An 18,404-nucleotide genomic window follows, 5' to 3' on the forward strand; every position below is an offset into this window, starting at 1 on the left:
GGGTCGGGGGAACAGGCATGACGACTGTCGGACTGGCGGCGGCCATCGAGGAATTGCGGCAGGAGCTGTACGCGGCGCAGGCCCAAGGCGCGGGCCAGCAGTTCGCGTTCGGAGTCGAGGAAGCCCAGCTGGAACTCCTGCTCGAACTCCGCGACAGCGGCAAGGCCGACGGCAGGCTCAGCTTCGGCGTGGCCACCGTCGGCGCGGGCGGCGAACTCACCACCGTGCGCACCCACAAGCTGACGCTGAAGCTGTCGGTCCGGGACCGCGCCGCCGGCGGCGAACGCCCCGAGATCAACGACCGGGACAGCGGGTCCTGGAGCGAGGAGTGACATGGATCCGCGCAGACTGGCGCTGATCCACGGCGGAACCGCCCGGCAGCGCCACAGCGTCGGCTCCGGATACCTCATCGCCCCGCGGCTGGTGCTCACCGCCCGCCACGTACTGGCGGACGGTCCCACCGGCCCGTTCTGGCCGCAGATCCGGGTACGGGTGGGACACCCGCGCGAGGGCGAAGGGGTGCGCACCGGTGCGAGCGTCCTGTGGACGCACCCCCGGGGACTCGACGTCGCCCTCCTCCTCACCGACGACGAGGTGGACGTGCCGGGACCCGTCCACTGGGGCCGGCCCGTCGGCAAGACCCCGCTGCGCTACGAAGGCCTCGGCTACCCCCTGGCCGCCGCTGCCGACGACGAGGGCCGGGAGGCCGAACACCTGCGGGGCGTGCTGCCCCTGCTGTCCTCGGGCTCCCGCGACCTGTACGTCCTCGACCAGGACCCCGCGCCCGACCCCCGCCCCGACGGCCGCAAACCCTGGGGCGGAGCCTCCGGGACCGCGGTCTTCTGCGAGGACCGGCTCGTCGCGGTGGTGATCCACGACGACCGGGCGTACGGCAACCGCCGGCTGCGCGCCTGCCCCGCCCGCGCCTTCACCCAGGACAGCGGCTTCGACGAGGCGCTGCGACGGTACGCGGGCGGCCCGCCCCGCCTCGCCGAGCTGTGCGCGCCCCTGCCGCAGGCCCGTCCCGCCGCCGGGCAGACGCCGGCCGAGAAGACCCTCGCGCTGATGCTGTGGCCCCTGCTCGGCGACCCGGACGCCTGTTCCGCGCACGGCCGGGACCTGGCACTGCGGCTCGGCTACAAGGTCCCCGCCGGCTACGCGCCGGCGATCCCCGACCTCGCGGCCCTGCTGCTGGAACACCCGCGCGCCCTCGCCTCCCTCGGCACCACCCTCGCCCTGGCCGCCACGACCCAGGACGCGCGCGACCGCCTGACCGAACTCCTCCTCCGGGCCCGGACCCTGGGCTTCGGGTCCCTGCTGTCCGTGGACGAGCACGAGCGCCTGCTGGACCTCCTGCACGGCATCTGCAAGGAACACCCCGCGCTGCTTCCCCGCGCCGCGCGCGAGGCCCTGCGGTACGCCTTCCTCCCCGATCCGCTCACCCGGACGTACCTGCCCGTCGAGGACGTCGAGCAGGTGGCCGACGACCTGGAGGCGATGTCCGACAGCGAGGACGTGCCGGACGGCACACCGCCGGTGCCGGCCCTGCTGCGGCTGACCGAGTACGTGGCCACGGCCGTGGGCAGCGAGGCGGCGGAGGGACTGCGTACCTGGTCCACCCGAGTGGCCGCCCGCATCGGCGTCCACCCGACCGCCCTGCACGAGCGGCGGGAGGACGCCCGCCGGTGGGCGGCCCGGCAGGTGCCGCCGGTGGCGCGGGTGATGCTGGAACTGGCCCGCGACCGGGAGTCCGCCGACGAGCGGTACCTGTGCCGGATCCTCTTCGCCCGCGAGGACGGCACGCACACCGTGCTCCACGAGTCGCACACCGTGCCCAAGTCGCCCGAGGAAGCGGCGCGTTGCCTGCGCGAGGCGGTCGCCACCGCCGTGGGGGAGCCGGGGCAGGGACGCCATGTCCCCTGGGTGACGGTACTGGTGGACCGCGAAGGACTGCACCTGGCCGTCGACGAGTGGAACCCGGGCGCGCCCAACGACATCGTGCCCGACCGGCCCATCGGCGCCGAGTACCGCGTCACCCTGAGCTGCCCGGAGCTGAGCGGGAAGGTGAAGGACCGCGACAGCGAGCAGCGGCGCCGCTGGGAGAGCGGCCACGCGGCGGCGCTGGTCACCGACGCGACGTGCGGCGCCCCGAGGCAGCTGATGCAACTGCTGCGGACCAGCCACCGCGACACCACCCGGGTGGTCCTCCACGGCCCCCGCGACCAGCGGACGGGCCTGCTCGAACTCTGCCTCGCGCTCGGAGTCCCCGTGGTCCTGTGGGACCGCGGGGCCGACCGCTACGAGGACGCCGACCGGCTCCGGCGCCTCGACCCCCTCGGCCCGCTCACCGAACTCCCCGAGCGCGTACGGGTCTTCCGCGGTGACGCCTTCGCCTTCCCCGGGAGCGCCTCGGCCAGCCCCTCCCTGGTGTGGGAGGAAGACGGCCGGTGCCCGGCTCCCGAGTCACTGCAGTTCAAGGACCCCAGGAAGGGAGCCCACGCCTCATGACACCCCCCGAGCCCGCCGGGACCGGCACCCCGGAGCCCGGCACCCCCGCCGCCGACTGGCAGCTGTTCCGCGGCGACGGCGTGTCCCGCGAGGTGGGTTTCACCGAGCCCCCGCCCTGGCGCCGGTTCGGCCGGGAGGAACACCGGCCGGGAGGACGGGCCGCCGCCCCGCGGCCGTACCTCATCGGCGCCGAGGAGGCCGCCGTCGTGAACGCCGCCCTCCACCTGCGCCGGCCCCTCCTGGTCACCGGTCACCCCGGCACCGGCAAGTCCTCCCTGGCGCACGCCATCGCCCATGAACTGTCTCTCGGCCGGGTCCTGGAGTGGCCGGTCAACAGCCGCTCCACGCTCATGGACGCCCTCTACCAGTACGACGCCGTCGGCAGGCTGCGCGAGGCCAACCTCCGGCGCGACCCTGACGCGCCCGAACCGGACATCGGGCAGTACATCCGCCTCGGCCCCCTGGGCAACGCCCTCGTCCCCCGGGAGCGCCCCCGGGTGCTGCTCATCGACGAACTCGACAAGGGGGACGTCGACCTGTCCAACGACCTCCTCCACGCCTTCGAGATCGGAGAGTTCGCCATCCCGGAACTCACCCGCCTCCCCGAAGGCCACCCCCCGGTCCACGTGCAGACCGACGACCGGGACGCGCCCGCCCCCGTCACCGGCGGCCGCATCCGCTGCCGGGAGTTCCCGGTCGTCATCATCACCAGCAACGGCGAACGCGAGTTCTCGGCCGCCTTCCTCCGGCGCTGCCTGCGCCTCTACCTCTCCGAGCCCGACGAACAGCGGCTGCGGGACATCGTCGCCGCGCACCTCGGCCCGGAGGCACTCGCGGACGTCGACGGCCTGATGGCGGAGTTCCTCAGCCGCCGGGCCCCCGGCGAACTCGCCACCGACCAACTCCTCAACGCCGTCTTCCTGCGCAAGGCCGGCGTCGACCTCGACGCCGGCTCCCTCCTCGACGCCGTGCTGCACCAGCTCGGCGGAGCGCTGTGACATGACGCTCGGGCGGCTCGGCGAGCTGAGGGAGGTGCTGGCCAGGAGCGGAGTGGACCTGTCACAGGAGGAACTCCTCGACGCCCTGTGGCTCGCCCGCCACCTGCCCCCGGACGCCGCGCCGCTCGCCCGGACCGCGCTGCCCGCCGCGCACCCGCCCCCGCCCGGCCCCCGCCCCGAAACCCCGCCCGCCCCCGCCCACCCCGCCGCCGCGCCGGCCGACGCGCCGGCCCCCGAGCCGCCCCAGGCCCCCGCCCCGGGGCTCCCCCTGGCGGCCGCCGCCCGCGCCGACGACACCGAGGAGGAGGAGCCGGCGCCGGCGCTCGCCGTCCGGATTCCCGACAGCCGCCACCTCGGGGCCCGCGAACTCCGGCTGGGCAAGTCCCTCCGCCCGCTGCGTCGGCGCTTCCCCGACCACCGGCGCCACGAACTCGACATCGCCCGGACGGTGGCCGCCATGGCGGACACCGGACTGCCCGAAACCGTCACCCGCCGGGTCAGGAGCCGCTGGCTGTCCCTCGCCCTGCTCGTCGACGACGGCATCTCGATGGTGCTGTGGCAGCGCCTGGCCGGCGAGGTCCGCGCCCTGATGGAACGCGCCGGAGCATTCCGCGACATCCGCGTGTACGGGCTCGACACGCGCAGCGCCGCCGCGCCGCTCCTCAGCACCAGCCCCTACCGCGGCAGCGGCCCCGGCCGGTCGCCCGCGAGCGTCGGCGACCCCACCGGCGGCACCCTCGTACTCGTCATCAGCGACGGCGTCGGCGAGGCCTGGTGGGACGGCCGGATGCGCGCCGCGACGGACCTCTGGGCCCGCCGGGGCCCCACCGCGATCGTCCACGCCCTGCCGACCCGGCTGTGGCCGAGTTCCGGCATCAGCGCGCAGCGCTGGCAGGTCGGCACCCGCCGCCGCGGCGGCCCGACCCTCGGCTGGCAGGTCACCGATCCGGTGCTGCCCCCGGAGCTGGCCGCCTTCGACGCGGCGCCCGTGCCCGTACTGGAACCCACCCCCGCGGCCATCGCCGACTGGGCGCGTCTGATCGCCGCACCGGGCGCCACCGCGCAGATCCCGCTGTGGAACATCGGCCCGGCCCTCTCCGAGCGCGCGTACGCCGACACCCGCCAGGGCGACGGAGCCGAAGCGGTGCTGCGCTTCCGGGCCGCCGCGTCCCCGGAGGCCTACCGGCTCGCCGCCCACCTGGCGGCCGTGGCACCGCTCACCCCACCCGTGATGCGCCTGGTCCGGACGGCACTCGGGCCTCCCATCGACGCCGGGCACCTCACCGAGGTGTTCCTCGGCGGGCTGATGCGCCAGATCGGCGCCGACGGCCCGGCGTGCCTGCCCCACCACCGGCTCTTCGACTTCTCCGCCGAGGCCCGCCGCATCCTCCTCGGCGCCCTCGCCCCCAGGGAGCTGCTCCGTACCACCGCGGCCGTCGCGGACCACCTCGAATCCGCCGTCGGCCGCTCCCCCCACTTCCCCGCCTGGGTCGGGCATCCCGACGGGACCGCCGTGATCGGCGACGCCGGCCGGTCCTTCGGCTGGCTGAAGGACCGGCTCCTGAGGCGGCTGGGGGTCCCGCCGCTCGGCGCCGCCCCGCGGGCCCTGTCCGGGGGCGGACGGCGCATCGACGAGGCGCCGGAGGCCGAGCCCCTCGATGCCGCCGCGCGGGCCTTCGAGCTGCCGGACCCGGTGCCCGCCGACCTCCCGCCGGGCTGGCTGCCGCTGCTGCCGAAGGACCCCCGCCGGCTGGGGCGGTTCCGGCTCTACGCCCGCAGCGGCCGGGGCTGGCACACCGTGGCCATGTACCTGGCCCGGGACGAGGACGGGTCGACGGTGTCCGTACGCATGCCCGCGCCCCGGGTCGGCCTGCCCCGCGAGCCCGCAGCGGACCTCGTCCGTACCGAGGCGCACTGCCTGAGCCGCATGCTGGGGACGTACACCCCGGAGCTGCTGGACTGGAACACCGACGACCCCGCGGAGCCGCCGTGGCTGGCGGCCTCCTACATCACCCGCCGCGAGGACGACCCGGAGTCGGGGCCCGCGCCGAACCTGCGGGACGTACTCGCCGAGGCCGGAGGCCCGGTCTGGGGGGATCCGTTCCTGCGCATCGCCCGGGACCTCACCGTCGCGGTCGGCCTCGCACACAGCCTCGGCCTGGTGCACGGCGCGCTCGCACCGGGGTCCGTCCTGGTGACCGACCGCGGCAGCCGGCTGGTCGGCTGGATGACGGCGACGTACGACGGAGTGCACAGCGCCCACCGTGCGGAGTTCCCCCGGAGCGAGACCTATCTCGACGCGGATGACGACGCGGCCGGGCCGACCACGGAGGCCGACGTCCACGCCTTGGGGGCGCTGCTCCTCGGCCTCGCCACCGGCCGATGGCGCGATCCCCGGGCCGACACCATGCAACGGGCCGTCCTGGCGGATTCGGAGATCGAGGGGTCGCTCCTCGATCTCCTGTGGAGATGCCTGAGCCGGGACCCCGCAGAACGGCCGACCGCCGCCGAACTGGCCGAGGCGTTCGCGTCGACGCTCGCAGGTCCGGGACCGCGCCATTGGCAGGAGGAAGCCCTTGCCTCACTCGTTGCCAGGGTGGAGCGGTATCGGGCGCTCGTCGGGCAGCCGCCCGGATCCTACCGTTCCGACTTCGCGGGGAGCCTGAACGAGCTGTCCAACCAGCTGGGGTACCTGGGCCGGAGTGACGAGGCGCTCGCCGCCGTCACCGAGGCCGTGCAGTTGTGCCGGCAGGTGGTCAAGGAACCGCCGCCGTTCTCGGAGACCTCCGATGTCCTGACCGGTTCGATGTACGAGCGGATGCCCGATCAGCAGTCCCGTTTGGACTATTCCGGCCTTGCGAGGTGCCTGAACAATCTCTCCGTCCGGCTGGGCGACACAGGCCGGAGCGAGGAGAGCCTCGCTGCGATTCTCGAAGGCGTGAGCCTGTACCGGGAGCTGGCCGCACGTGATCCCGCCGTCTACCGTTCCGGCTTGGCGACCGCTCTGGACACCCTCGCCAATCGGCTGGGCGGCCTCGGCAGGCACGCGGACGGCCTGGCCACCGCCACCGAAGCGGTGGCGCTGTACCGGCAGCTGGCCGACGAGGACCGCGCGCGCTTCCAATGGGGCCTTGCCCGGAGCTTGAACAACCTGGCCAACCGACTGGGCGCCGCCGGCCGGGCGGACGAGGCGCTCGCGGCCGCCACCGAGGCCGTTCACCTGTACCGGGAACAGGCACGGCGCGATCCCGAGGAGGTCCGCCCGGAGCTGGCCTCGGTCCTGAGCAACATCGCCGTCCGACTGGGCGTCCTGGGCCGGGAGGAAGAGGCCTCGGCGGCGCTCGACGAGGCCATCGGCATCAGGCAGGCGCTGGCACGGGAAATGCCGGAGGCCCACGAGGAGGATCTCCGCCAGTCACTCAGGGTCAGAGCCTGGCTGCGGCGCTCACGGCAGGAGGAAGAGCCGGGATCCGCCGCCGGCGCGGTGCCTTGATCCCCTGACCTGTGAAAAGGGGAGGTGGCGGCAGCTATTGACATACCGGGATCGGGGAATCCGGCCTACTCCGTTAGCATGTTCGAGTTAACGACGATCGCGTTGGAATATTACAAATCGGCTGAAAAATTGATATCTAAGGTAACGCGGCTGTTCTCGCGGACGGACGACAGAATCAGCTTGGCCGCATGGCGTCAACCGCGTGTCATGTTGTGGGTCGCCGTGAGCGCGGTGGCCCTCGGCTTCCTCATCGCCCTGGAGATCGCCGCGCGCGGGTACGGCCAGCGCGGGCCGATCGCCGACCAGGCGCGCGAAGTGATCTTCGCGCCCAAGTCGGGCACGGTGCTGTACGTCAGCATGGGCCTGATGATGGTCGTGCTCACCTGGCGCCAGCGCTTCATCGCGCTCGGCGCCGCGATCGGCATCGACCTCGTCTTCTGGCTCGTGCGGTGGATCGTCGGCGCCGAGATGATGTACGGCAACGGCGCGCTGCTGGTGACTCTGGCCTGCGGCGTGATCGCCGTCACGCACCGCACCGGCCGGGAACGCGCCCTCCTGCTCAAGGGCGTCGGACTGGCCCTGCTGCTGGTGGCGGGCCGCAAGACCGGCTACACCTGGCTGCTGATCACGTCGAAGACCCAACCGATGGTCCTCGACCAGTACGTGGCGACAGCCGATCACGCGCTGGGCAACCCGTCGTGGGTGGCGGGCCGCATCGTCGAGGCCACCGGCCCGGTCGGCGCCCACGTGCTCGACTTCGTCTACATCCAGCTCGCGGTGGCCGCCGTCGCCATCGCGCTGTACCAGCTGCGCAACGTGGCGGCCGAGCGCCGCTTCCCGGGCCACCACCTGGTGCGCACCTTCCTGGTGATCGGCCTGCTCGGGCCCGGTATCTACATGATCTACCCGGTGGTCGGGCCGATCTTCGCGTACGGCGCCGACGGCGGGCAGTGGGCGCTGGCCGACCTGTGGCCGAACACGCCGCCGGCGGTGGGGACCCCGCTCGCGATGCCGTTCGACGAGTTCACCCCGCGCAACTGCATGCCCAGCCTGCACACCGCCTGGGCCACCGCGATCTTCATCCACTCCCTCAAGGGCCCGCGGCTCCTCCAGCTCCTCGGCACGTTCTGGCTGATCGCCACGCTCGGCGCGACCCTCGGATTCGGCTACCACTACGGCGCGGACATCATCGCCGGCGTGGTGTTCACGGTCACGATCGAGGCGGCGCTGCGCGCGTTCGACCGGGGCTGGGACCACTCGGCCACCCGGCTGGTCGGCTACGGCACCGTGGTCTTCGTCGGGCTCCTGGCGTCGTACCGGTACGTGCCGGTGGAGATGGCCGGACGGCCGTGGCTCTTCGGGCCGCTGCTCGTCCTCGCGACGGCCTCGGTGGTCTACGGCTACGTCCGCACCACCCGGCAGTGGGACCGGAAGGCCGACGCGGCGGCGCCGGCGCACCTGCCGGCCCAGCGACGCGAAACGCAGCGCGAACGGGTCTGAGCCGCGGTGCGGTGAGCCGCAGGTCGACGGTCAAGGGCGGTGCCTCCCGGACGGGGGCGCCGCCCTCGGCGTATCGCGGGGGGCGCGCATCGCGGCCGCCAGGTGGTCGCGGAACCAGCGGTGGCCCGGGTCGGCCGCGTTGCGCGGATGCCAGGCCATCCCGAGGTCGAGGGGCGCCAGGTCGAGGGGGATCGGGAAGGTGCGCAGCCCCAGGGCGGCGATGGTGCCGGGGAGCCAGTCGGCCAGGGTGAGCGTGACGAGGTCGCTGTCGCGGGCCAGTATCATCGCGCTGGTGTGGCTCGGCACGACGACCGAGACCCGACGCCGCAGTCCGAGCTCCGCGAGCGCGCCGTCGATGGGCCCGAGGCGCTTGCCGAGTCGGGAGATGCCGATGTGGTCGGCCGCGGCGAACCGGCGGGCGTCGATCCGCCCGGCGAAGAGGGGATGGCCGCTGCGGGCCACGCCGACCAGCGCCATCCGCGTCAGCTGCCGGGTCCGGATCTCCGGGTCCAGGTCGCCGAGGACGCCCAGCTCGACGTCCACCGAGCCCTGGCGCAGCGCGGGCCCGCCCTCCAGTGCCTCCGACAGGAAGACCACGTCCACCCGCGGGGCCTGCGCCCGGACCCGCTCGCTCAGGGGCCCGGCCACCCCGGCCAGCAGCACATCGGCGGCCTGCACGGTGAAGGTGCGCTGGAGGTGCGCGGCATCGAAACCGGCTCCGGGCCGCAGCACGTCGTCGCAGCCGCGCAGCAACGCGCCGACCTCTTCCCGGAGCTCCGCGGCGCGCGGCGTCGGGACCATCCCCTGGCCGGCGCGGACCAGCAGCGGGTCGCCGACTGCGCGGCGCAGCCGGGCCAGCGTACGGCTCATGGCCGCGGGCGAGGTGCCGAGGCGTTCCGCGGCGCGGGTCACGCTGTTCTCCCGGAGCAGGGCGTCCAGCGCGCGCAGCAGATTGAGATCCAGCCGAGTCTGATTCACTCCCGCTCCTGACCTGCGAAATTGCGTCTGAGGCAATTATCGGGTGCCTATCTTTGCATTGCTGCCGCGCTGCCCGCCCGGCGAGAGTGGAGGCATCCGCGAGCGACCCGTGACGGGCCGTCACACTGCCGTCGCCGCCCCATCCGCCCTTTCCGAGGAGCCCCTTGTGCCGCAGCAGTCACCCCGCACCTCACCCCGCACCTCACCCCTCACGTCCCTCCGTGCCGGCCGGGAGGGCGATGTCCTCGCCGTCGTCAGTCAGAGCGGGCCGACGGTCTCGTTCTTCGACGCGGCCTCCCACCGGCACCTCGGCACGACGGAAGTCCGCCCCGAACCCCACGAGTTGTGCTTCGACCCGACGCGGCGACTGCTGTGGTGCACGACGACGTACCACTCCGGCTACTACCACGCGAACGGCGGTCGGCGCACCGAGCTGACCGTCATCGACCCCGACACCCGCCGCATCGTCGACGTCGTCGACCTCGCCCCCGAACACGGCCCGCACGGCCTGGCGTTGGACCCGGCGCGCGGTCGTCTCTACGTCAGCGTGGAAGGGTCGGCCGACCGGCCCGGCGGTGTCGTGGTGATCGACACGGAGACCCGCAAGCCCCTGGGCCGCATCGACACCGACGCGCCCGGACCGCACTGGTTCGCCATCGACCCGGCGGGACGGACCGGTTACGCCACCAACAAGGAGGCACCGTTCGTGTCGGTCGTCGATCTCGAACGGGGAAGCCTCACCGCGAAGATAGAGGTGCCGGGCAGCGAGGGGATCGCCGTCTCCGGCGACGGCCGGCACGCCTTCGTCGCCGCGCCGTACGCCGGCTTCGTCTCGTCCGCCCCCGCAGGCGAGCGGCCGGCCGCCGGAATCCGGGTCGTCGACACCCGTACGGCGACCGTCGTCGACACCCTGCCCACCGAGGGCGTCGTCCTGCCGGTGTGCCTGACCTCGACGGGCCTGCTCCTGGCCGGCGAAATGCGCATGGATCCCGACCCGGCCTCCCGGCTCGGGCGCCACGCGCCGGGACACCTGACGGTGTTCTCCGCCGGCACCCGCAAGCAGCTGGGCCGGATCGAAGTGGGGCACTTCCCGCTGACCGTCACCGCGTCACCCGACGGCCGGTACGCGTACGTGGCCTGCGTCGTCTCGTCCACCGTCGACATCGTCGACCTGGACACCCTCCGGCGCGTGGCCCGGCTGGACATCGCCAAGCGCGGCGAACCCGGCGCGCACGGCCTCGCCTACATACCGCGCCGCCGGGCCTGAACCGCGCCGAGAAGGCCGCCGCCGGGTGCCGGGTGCCGGGTGCCGGCCCGCCGGCGCGGCGCCCGGCCGGTCAGCCGGTCAGCCGGTCAGTTTCGCGAGCTCCGCGTTGGCCCGCTCGGTGACCAGGGCGAGGACGCGGCCGGCGGCGGCCAGGTCCTCGGCGGGTATGCCGCCCCAGACGCGCGCGGTGACGGGGGCGGTCTCCGCCCCGACGGCGGCGATCAGCTCGCGTCCCGCGTTCGTCGGGCGGAGGTGCGGGCCGTCCGTGACGAGCAGCCGCTGGGACAGCAGTTCGTCGACGGTCGCGCGGATGTCGGCCGCGTCGGCCTTGAGGGAGCCCCGGACCCGGGCGACGAGCTCGTCCGGGGTCTGCGGGGCATCGGCGGTGACGGCGGCGCGCAGGGCGGCCTGCTGCGGGAACGTCATGCCGTGCCGGGCCAGGACGTGTTCCAGGACGCCGCGTGCGGCGTAGTGGGCCAGTCCCAGAACGCGCGCGTCGGCGACGGGTGCGGCGCTGGTGCCGGTGCCGGTGCCGGTGCCGGTGCTGGTGGCTGCGGTGCTGGTGGCTGCGGTGCTGGTCATGGTGTGGTCCCCTGAGTGCTCTCGTCGTTCGTCACGGATGCAGTGAGAGGTGCGTCGAGCAGGGTCGTGAGCTCCTCGGTGAACGCGCGCGTCCGTGGCGTGTCGAGGCCGCCGAGCGGCTCCAGCAGCTGCTGGAGCAGCCCCTGGACCACCGTGACGGCCTGCCGCGTGACCGCCCGCCCCGGCTCGGTGAGCGCGAGCTGCACGGCCCGCGGGTCGCGCGGGTCGCGGGTGCGCTCGACCAGCCCGGCCGACTCCAGGGCGCGCGCCAGCTTCGAGACGTACAGCGCCTCCAGGCCGGTGTGGTCGGCGAGCCGGCGCTGGCTGGGCCGCTCACCGCCGCGCTGCATGCCGTACAGCGACGCGACCAGCGTGTACTGGGCGTGGGTGAGGCCCAGCGGCGCCAGCGCGCGGTCGACCGCGACGCGCCACTTGTTGGCGAGCCGCCATACGAGGAATCCGGGTGTGGGGCCCGGTGAACCCTTGCTCATGGGAAATAGCGTACATGGCTACTATGTCCATGGCTACTAAAACGCGGACGTGACGCGGCCGCCCGGCAGCAGCCCGGCGGGACTGCTGCCGGGCGGCCGCCGGGCGGGTGTCGGTCAGCGCTTCTTGAGGAGGGCGCAGGCGAAGTTCTCCTGCACGCTGCGCAGCCGGGCCAGCAGGGCCGGCTTGTTGCTCTTGCTGGTCTGGGTGTTGATGGAGAAGGTCAGCGAGCGCTTGCCGTCGGGGGTGGCGGCGGCGAGCTGGGTGTACCCGGGGAAGTTCCCGGTGTGGCCGTAGAGCACGCCGCAGCGGGTCGTGTACTCGAAGATGCCCAGGCCCGCCGCGTTGGTGCCGGGGCCCGCGGGCTCGGAGGAGCCGCCGGGCAGGAAGGTGAGCTGCTCCTTGCGGGTCTTGGGCGACAGCAGGGACGGCCCGGCGTAGGAGCGGATGAACGCACCCAGTTCCTTGGGCGTGGAGACGATGCCTCCGGAGGCCCAGACCCCGGACGCGCCGAGTGCCTCGCTGACGTCCTCGGGCTCGGCGGGCGGGTCGACGTCGTAGCCGTGCAGGAACGGCTTCGGGAGGCGGTAGCCCAGCGGCAGGCTGGTGCGGCGCAGCCCCAGCGGCCGGAACACCAACTCCTTGAGCAGGTCCTCGTAGCGCCGGCCGGTGACCGCTTCGGCCATGAGGGCGACGGCGATGTTGTCGGAGTTGGAGTACTGGTACAGCGCACCCGGCTCGAACAGCAGCGGCTCGTCCTCGATGAAGTCCAGCAGCCGCCGCGGGTCGAAGACGTGGCGCGGGTCGGCGAGGAGGATCTCCAGGAAGTCCTCGTCGGCCGTGTAGTCGGGCAGGCCGCTGGTGTGCTGGAGCAGCTGGCGCAGCGTCACCTCGTGCCAGTCCTCGGGCAGGTCGGGCAGCCGCTCCCCGATGGTGTCGTCGAGGGAGAGCTCGCCCTCGTCGACGAGGCGCAGGGCGACCGCGCCGCTGTAGGCCTTGGAGATGCTGGCGATCCGCATGTGGTCGTCCTGGTGCGGCGGGCGGCCGGTGGCGATGTCCCCGACGCCGGCCGTGTACACCTGGGACCGCTTGCCCTCGGTGAGGACGGCGATCACCCCGGGCGGCCCGTCCTTCTGCGCGACGAGCCGGTCGAGCTGCTGCTGGAGCCGCTTGTCCGGGCGAGGTCCGGCGCCGGCCGGGTCGGATCCGCCGGTCGCCTGCGCGGGCTGGAGCAGCCCGCCGAACGCGGCGGCGGTGAGGACGGCGGCGGACAGTCCGGTGCGGACGCGGCGTCCGCGGGCGCGGTTAAGCACGTCTGTGTCTCCCGAAGTGCGGTGGGCGGGCCGAGGTCGGCGACCCCGGCCGGTGCACCCGACTGCCTAGCAGCCGCACCCCCGCCGCCGGCGCGCGGCGCGCGCTGCCACCGCCGGTCGGCGGACACGGCAGTGACCCGATGCGCGGCGTGTCGCACCCCGCGCGCGGCGGCGGCCGGGGGCGGCCGTGTCCGCCCCCGGTAGGCGGCGCCCCGGCGCCTACCGGAGGCGTTACGGACGGTCGGACTCCGGGACGCTGCGGAAGTACGGCAGCCTATTCAGAGGGGCGTCCACCCAGACCGTTGCCGGGCCCGTGTACGAGCGGCCGTCGTCGGCCCGCCAGGTGCCCGGCGGGACGAGGACCTCGCGCCCGGCCGAGCCCTTGGTCACCACCGGCGCCACCATCAGGGAGTCGCCCAGCATGAACTGGTCGATGACCGTGGCGTAGCCCCGGTGCGGGAAGGCCCATTCCAGGGGGCGCTGGACCGGCTCGCCGGTGGCCGCGGCGTGTTCGGCGAGCGCGAGGATCTCCGGGGCGAACTCGGTGTGCAGGCGGGCGGCGTCGCGGACGATCGCGAGGGCGTCGGGAGAGAGCACCCGCCACGGGGCCATCGAGAACTGCATCATCGGGAACAGCGCGGCGATCTGGGCGTACCGCACGAACAGTTCCTCGTCGAACCCCGCACCGCCCTCGCCCGGGACGAAGCGGAACTCGCCGCCGCCGATCATGTCGGGGCAGGTGAACGCATGGCCGGTCACCGCCTGGGCCAGGGCGATCGGGATCAGACCGGCCAGGCCGAACCGCCCCTCCCACAGGTGGTACTTGTCCTGCTGGCGTTGTGCGAGCGGCAGGCCCGCGGCCCGCCACGCGTCGCGGAACTCGTTGAGCGGCCAGTCCGTACCGAACCGGTTCCAGGCACGGGTGTACGCCTCCGGGTCCGCGCAGCCCAGCGCACGCCACCAGGGCGCGTCGCCGCCGTCGAACTTGAAGCCGTCGATGCCGATGTCGTCGCGCAGGGCTTCCAGGCGGCCGGTCAGCCAGGCCCGCGCCCGCGGGTCGAGCAGGTCGAGGCCGGCGCTCCAGCCGTTCCACCACCAGGCGACCTTCGCGCGCCCGCCGGCGCCCGGCCCCGTCTCGGTGCCGGTGCCGGCACCGGAGTCGGAATCGGTGCCGGTGCCGGTGCCGGAGCCGGAGTCGGTGCCGGAGTCGGCGTCGGATCCGGCTTCCGTGTCGCGGACCAGCAGTCCCCGGTCGTTCAGCTGCCGCGCCGTGGGGGAGTCCGGGGTCACGTAGGGGACCAGCCACAGCATCACCTTGAAGCCGAGCGCGTGGAGACGGGCGACCATGCCCGCAGGATCGGGGAAGCGCCCGGGGTGGAAGGACCAGTCGCCGTAGTCGTTGCTCCACCGGTCGTCGATCATGAGCACGCCGGGCGGGAAACCCTCCTCGACCAGCCGCTCCGCGTACGCCAGGACCTTCGCCTGGGTCGGCTCGAACACCGTCTCGATCCACAGGTTGTACTGCGGAGCGCCGAAGAGGAGCGGGTCCGGCATCGTGCCGGACGGCGGGTAGTGGCGGGCCATCGCGTGCCGGTACGCGGCCCGCAGATCGCCGCGCCCCTCGCCGCTTCCCCCGCCCGGTTCTTCGCCGTGCTCTTGGTCGTGCCGCTCGCCGTGCCCCTCGCCGTGCTCGATGACCGCGTCCGGGTCGTGGGCCCGCGCGGTCAGCAGGCCGTCGGCGATCGTGAAGGTGAAGGGGTGCTCGCTGTGGACCCAGCGGCCCCGGTCGGACAGCAGCAGCGGCATGCCCTGGTTCGCCAGCACGTCACGCAGGTCGAAGGTGTAGCCGTCGGGGTACGGCATGTGCCGCCCCTCGGCGACCGCACCGCCCCACCAGCGTTCGCCGGCGAGGAGGGGCAGTACGAGTGTCGTCGTCGTCATACGGTTTCTCCTCGTGCGGGCGCCGGTGCGCCGGGGTGCGCCGGGCGGACTACTTGACGGTGAAGCCCTGTTCCCTGCCGAAGGCCTTCAGCCGTTCCTGCCAGGTGGCCAGCGCGCCGGGCAGGTCGCCGCCGGGCTGGAGGGCCTGGCCGACGGAGTCCTTGAAGACGCTGTTCGCGTACACCTGGAACGGCAGGTACTGCCATCCGGGCCGGACGGCCTTCGACATGTCGGCGAAGATCCCGTTCGGCTTGCTGCCGGGGAAGAACGGCACCTCGGCGCCGCGGAAGCCGGGGTCGTCGAGCAGCAGCCGGGTCGCGGGGAACAGGCCGACCTCGGAGTTCAGGGACCTGACGGCCTCGGGGTCGGAGTTGAGCCACTGGGCGAAGGCCACCGAAGCCGCCTTGTTCTTCGCCTGCGTGGTCACCGCGACCGACGAGCCGCCGTTCTCGGCGCTGGCACCGCCGGGCATGGGGGCGACCGACCACTGGCCCTTGCTCTGCGGGATGTTCTGCTCCAGCACGGCGGGCGCCCAGGCCCCGGCCAGCCAGGTCGCGTACTTCCCGGAGGCCATCGACTTCCACCACGCGTCGTTCCAGCTCGCGGTGGATTCGACCAGCTTGTCGTCGATCAGCGGGCCCCAGGTGTCGGCATAGGCCTTGGCGCCGGTGTCCTCCGTGAGGTCGACGGTGACGTCCGTGGCGCCCCGGACGGCGTACGGCTTGCCGCCGAAGTCCCAGATGAGGCTGTTGGAGGCGCCCGCGTCGCCCGGGTCGACGTAGGTGATGTGGACGTCCGGGCCGGCCTTGCGGATCTTCCGGGCCAGCGCGCCGTACTCCTCCCAGGTCTTCGGCGGCTTCGCGCCGAACCGGTCGAGGATGTCCTTGCGGTAGAACATCGCCATCGGGCCGGTGTCCTGCGGTATCCCGTAGATCCCGCCGGCGACGCTGACCTGCGACCACGCCGACTCGGCGAACTTGTCCCGGAGGCCGGCCGCGCCGTAGTCGGCGAGGTTGACCAGTGACTTGGAGATCGCGAACTGGGGGAGCGCGAAGTACTCGATCTGCGCGACGTCGGGGGCGCCCGTGCCCGCCTTGAGGGCGGTGGTCAGCTTGGTGTACTCGTCCTTGGACTGGCCCGCGTTGACGATCTTGATCTTGACCTTCGGGTACTTCCTCTCGAAGAGCGCGACCGTCTTCTCGATGTTCGGGACCCACGTCCAGAAGGTGATCTCGGCGGGCTTGCCCAACGCGGCCCGCACGGCCGCCGCGTCGCCCTTGCCGCCGCCGTCGCCGTCCGAGGCCCCGGAGCCGCCACCGCATGCGGCGAGGGCCAGGGAGAGGGCCGCGACGGCGGCCGTGGTGAGTGCGCGGGGGAGCGTACGGGTGGGGGTTCTGCTCATGTCGAATCCTTCGTCGTGGAGGGAGGGGGCACCGGGGCGTGCGCTACTGCTTGACCCCGCCGGCGGCGAGCCCCGACTGCCAGTACCGCTGGAGGAAGAGGAACGCGACGACCAGCGGGACGATGGCCAGCAGGCTGCCGGTGATCACCAGGGGGAGGATCGGGATGGCGCCGGCGCCGCTGCCGCCCTGGGCGAGCGAGTCCCACTGGCGCAGCCCCACCGTGAGGGGGAACAGCTCCGGATCGTTGAGGACGATCAGCGGCAGGAAGTAGTTGTTCCAGGTGGAGACGAGGGCGAACAGCAGCACGGTGACGAAGCCGGGAGCCAGCAGGCGCAGCGAGATGGTGGCGAAGATCCGCAGCTCCCCGGCGCCGTCGATGCGCGCGGCCTCCAGCATCGCGTCCGGCACGGCATCGGCCGCGTACACCCGCATCAGGTAGAGCCCGAAGGGGCTGGCGAGGGAGGGCAGCAGCACCGCCCACGGCGTGTTGACGATGCCCATGTCACTGAACAGCAGGTACGTGGGGACGGCCAGGGCCGTCGCCGGGATCGAGATCGCGCCGATGACCAGGGCCGACAGCGCCCGGCGGCCGGCGAACTCGTACTTGGCCAGGGCGTACCCGCCCATCGTCGCGATGACCGAGGCCCCGCCCGCGCCCACCACCGAGTAGAGCAGCGTGTTGCCGAACCAGCGCAGGTAGATCCCGTCGTCGTACGTGAACACGTCGCGGATGTTGTCGAAGAGGTGGAAACCGTCCCCGAACCACAGGCCGTGCGAGTCGAACAGGGTCTGGTTGGACTTGGTGGCGCTGATGGCCAGCCAGACCAGGGGGACCAGGGTGTACGCGAGCATCAGGCCCATCGCCACGGTCAGGGCGGCGGACCTGCCCGGCCGGTGGCGGCGCCGGCGCCGGCGGGCGGTGGCGGTGCCGGTCACAGGAGGCGCTCCCTTCGGGCGGTGGCCAGCTGGACCACGTACGCGACGATCACGGTGACCAGGCCGAGCAGGACGGCGACGGCGGCCGAGTAGTTGAACTGGCGCCCGTCGAAGGCGAGGCTGTACGCGTACATGTTGGGCGTGTAGTTCGTGGTGACGGCGGCGGGAGCCAGGGCCTGGAGGACGCTCGGCTCGTTGAAGAGCTGGAAGCTGCCGATCACCGAGAACGTGGTGGCCAGCAGCAGGGCCGGGCGCAGCGCCGGGAGTTTGATGCTGAACGCCTTGCGGACGGCGCCGGCGCCGTCGACCTCGGCCGCCTCGTACAGCTCCCGGGGGATGGAGCGCAGCGCGGCGTAGAAGATCAGCATGTTGTAGCCGACGTACGACCACGTGACGATGTTGCCGATCGACGCGAGCATCCAGCTGCCGGAGAGCAGGTCGGGCAGCTCGGTGTGCAGGAGGTCGCCGACCTCGCCGGCCAGGCCGAAGCGGTCGCCGTACAGGTACCCCCACATCAGGGCCGCGACCACGCCGGGAACGGCGTAGGGCACGAAGATGCCGATGCGGAACAGTCCCGGCGCGTGCAGCCGTCCGCTGTCGATCGCGAGGGCGGCCAGGAGGGCCAGGCCGAGCATGAGCGGGACCTGGATCGCGAAGAAGACCGCCACGCGGCCGAGTCCGGCGTGGAACAGGCCGTCCTGGAACGCCTTGGCGTAGTTGTCCAGCCCGGAGAAGACCTTCCCGCCGATCATGCGCTCCTGGTACAGGCTCAGGTTGACCGAGTACACCAGCGGGGCGACGACTCCGATGCCGAAGGCGCCCAGGAACGGCAGGAAGAACGCGTAGGCGGTGAGGTTGCGCTGGACGGCGCCGCGTCGCCTCACCGCGGTTGCCGGCGTATGCGGCAGGTGGTGCCGGCAGCGCCCACCGGGGCTTGATCGACTCTCACGGACGGAACCTCCGATGCATGTTAGCGCCAACACGGCGGCGCGGTTC

General features: G+C 73.2%; 14 protein-coding genes. 6 read left to right on the plus strand and 8 right to left on the minus strand.

The window, feature by feature from the left end:
* Positions 1-17 precede the first annotated feature (17 nt).
* From OG764_RS34575 to OG764_RS34595, 5 genes are all read left to right on the plus strand, one after another.
* Entirely contained in the window at positions 18-332 is a 315-nt protein-coding gene (locus OG764_RS34575) for a trypco2 family protein (RefSeq protein ID WP_328972284.1), read from the plus strand.
* A 1-nt stretch (position 333) separates the two neighbouring features.
* Entirely contained in the window at positions 334-2,508 is a 2,175-nt protein-coding gene (locus tag OG764_RS34580; RefSeq protein WP_328972285.1) for a VMAP-C domain-containing protein, read from the plus strand.
* Positions 2,505-3,506 (plus strand): AAA family ATPase, encoded by a 1,002-nt coding sequence (locus OG764_RS34585; protein ID WP_328972286.1) that lies wholly within the window; start codon positions 2,505-2,507, stop codon positions 3,504-3,506. Before OG764_RS34580 ends, OG764_RS34585 begins: the two co-directional genes overlap by 4 nt.
* A gap of 1 nt (position 3,507) precedes the next feature.
* Positions 3,508-6,999 carry a tetratricopeptide repeat-containing protein kinase family protein gene (locus OG764_RS34590; protein ID WP_328972287.1) on the plus strand — a complete coding sequence of 1,164 codons (3,492 nt, stop codon included), beginning with the start codon at positions 3,508-3,510 and terminating at the stop codon, positions 6,997-6,999.
* 207 nt (positions 7,000-7,206) lie between these two features.
* Complete coding sequence (locus tag OG764_RS34595; protein WP_328972288.1) at positions 7,207-8,499, plus strand: phosphatase PAP2 family protein; 1,293 nt, start codon at positions 7,207-7,209, stop codon at positions 8,497-8,499.
* Between the two features lie 30 nt (positions 8,500-8,529).
* Here OG764_RS34595 and OG764_RS34600 read toward each other — a convergent pair whose 3' ends face one another.
* Complete coding sequence (locus OG764_RS34600) at positions 8,530-9,462, minus strand: LysR family transcriptional regulator (protein ID WP_328973268.1); 933 nt, start codon at positions 9,460-9,462, stop codon at positions 8,530-8,532.
* Between the two features lie 181 nt (positions 9,463-9,643).
* On the opposite strand from OG764_RS34600, the gene OG764_RS34605 reads away from it, so the two are divergent.
* Positions 9,644-10,744 (plus strand): YncE family protein, encoded by a 1,101-nt coding sequence (locus OG764_RS34605; RefSeq protein ID WP_328972289.1) that lies wholly within the window; start codon positions 9,644-9,646, stop codon positions 10,742-10,744.
* A gap of 78 nt (positions 10,745-10,822) precedes the next feature.
* Here OG764_RS34605 and OG764_RS34610 read toward each other — a convergent pair whose 3' ends face one another.
* The 7 genes from OG764_RS34610 to OG764_RS34640 all read right to left on the minus strand — a co-directional run bounded on the left by OG764_RS34610 (position 10,823) and on the right by OG764_RS34640 (position 18,292).
* The gene (locus OG764_RS34610) at positions 10,823-11,326 is read right to left on the minus strand and encodes a MarR family transcriptional regulator (RefSeq protein ID WP_328972290.1); all 504 of its coding nucleotides are present in this window, start codon (positions 11,324-11,326) and stop codon (positions 10,823-10,825) included.
* Positions 11,323-11,817, minus strand: a complete 495-nt coding sequence (locus OG764_RS34615) for a MarR family winged helix-turn-helix transcriptional regulator (RefSeq protein ID WP_328972291.1) — start codon at positions 11,815-11,817, stop codon at positions 11,323-11,325. The genes OG764_RS34610 and OG764_RS34615 overlap by 4 nt, the downstream gene beginning before the upstream one ends.
* Positions 11,818-11,931: 114 nt before the next feature.
* Positions 11,932-13,128 (minus strand): serine hydrolase domain-containing protein, encoded by a 1,197-nt coding sequence (locus OG764_RS34620; RefSeq protein WP_328972292.1) that lies wholly within the window; start codon positions 13,126-13,128, stop codon positions 11,932-11,934.
* Between the two features lie 231 nt (positions 13,129-13,359).
* Positions 13,360-15,069, minus strand: a complete 1,710-nt coding sequence (locus tag OG764_RS34625) for a glycoside hydrolase family 31 protein (RefSeq protein ID WP_328972293.1) — start codon at positions 15,067-15,069, stop codon at positions 13,360-13,362.
* 49 nt (positions 15,070-15,118) lie between these two features.
* On the minus strand, positions 15,119-16,471 hold the full coding sequence (locus tag OG764_RS34630; RefSeq protein WP_328972294.1) for an ABC transporter substrate-binding protein: 1,353 nt from the start codon (positions 16,469-16,471) through the stop codon (positions 15,119-15,121).
* 43 nt (positions 16,472-16,514) lie between these two features.
* Entirely contained in the window at positions 16,515-17,408 is an 894-nt protein-coding gene (locus OG764_RS34635) for a carbohydrate ABC transporter permease (protein WP_328972295.1), read from the minus strand.
* Positions 17,405-18,292 carry a carbohydrate ABC transporter permease gene (locus tag OG764_RS34640; RefSeq protein ID WP_328972296.1) on the minus strand — a complete coding sequence of 296 codons (888 nt, stop codon included), beginning with the start codon at positions 18,290-18,292 and terminating at the stop codon, positions 17,405-17,407. Before OG764_RS34640 ends, OG764_RS34635 begins: the two co-directional genes overlap by 4 nt.
* Positions 18,293-18,404 lie beyond the last annotated feature (112 nt).

This window comes from Streptomyces sp. NBC_00239, assembly GCF_036194065.1.
In the GTDB taxonomy this organism is placed as follows: Bacteria; Actinomycetota; Actinomycetes; order Streptomycetales; family Streptomycetaceae; genus Streptomyces.

Coding starts and splice junctions, on each gene's coding strand:
- OG764_RS34590 (WP_328972287.1), top strand. CDS start 3,508: ATGACGCTCGGGCGGCTCGGCGAGCTGAGGGAGGTGCTGGCCAGGAGC.
- OG764_RS34575 (WP_328972284.1), top strand. CDS start 18: ATGACGACTGTCGGACTGGCGGCGGCCATCGAGGAATTGCGGCAGGAG.
- OG764_RS34615 (WP_328972291.1), bottom strand. CDS start 11,817: ATGAGCAAGGGTTCACCGGGCCCCACACCCGGATTCCTCGTATGGCGG.
- OG764_RS34595 (WP_328972288.1), top strand. CDS start 7,207: ATGTTGTGGGTCGCCGTGAGCGCGGTGGCCCTCGGCTTCCTCATCGCC.
- OG764_RS34625 (WP_328972293.1), bottom strand. CDS start 15,069: ATGACGACGACGACACTCGTACTGCCCCTCCTCGCCGGCGAACGCTGG.
- OG764_RS34630 (WP_328972294.1), bottom strand. CDS start 16,471: ATGAGCAGAACCCCCACCCGTACGCTCCCCCGCGCACTCACCACGGCC.
- OG764_RS34585 (WP_328972286.1), top strand. CDS start 2,505: ATGACACCCCCCGAGCCCGCCGGGACCGGCACCCCGGAGCCCGGCACC.
- OG764_RS34610 (WP_328972290.1), bottom strand. CDS start 11,326: ATGACCAGCACCGCAGCCACCAGCACCGCAGCCACCAGCACCGGCACC.
- OG764_RS34580 (WP_328972285.1), top strand. CDS start 334: ATGGATCCGCGCAGACTGGCGCTGATCCACGGCGGAACCGCCCGGCAG.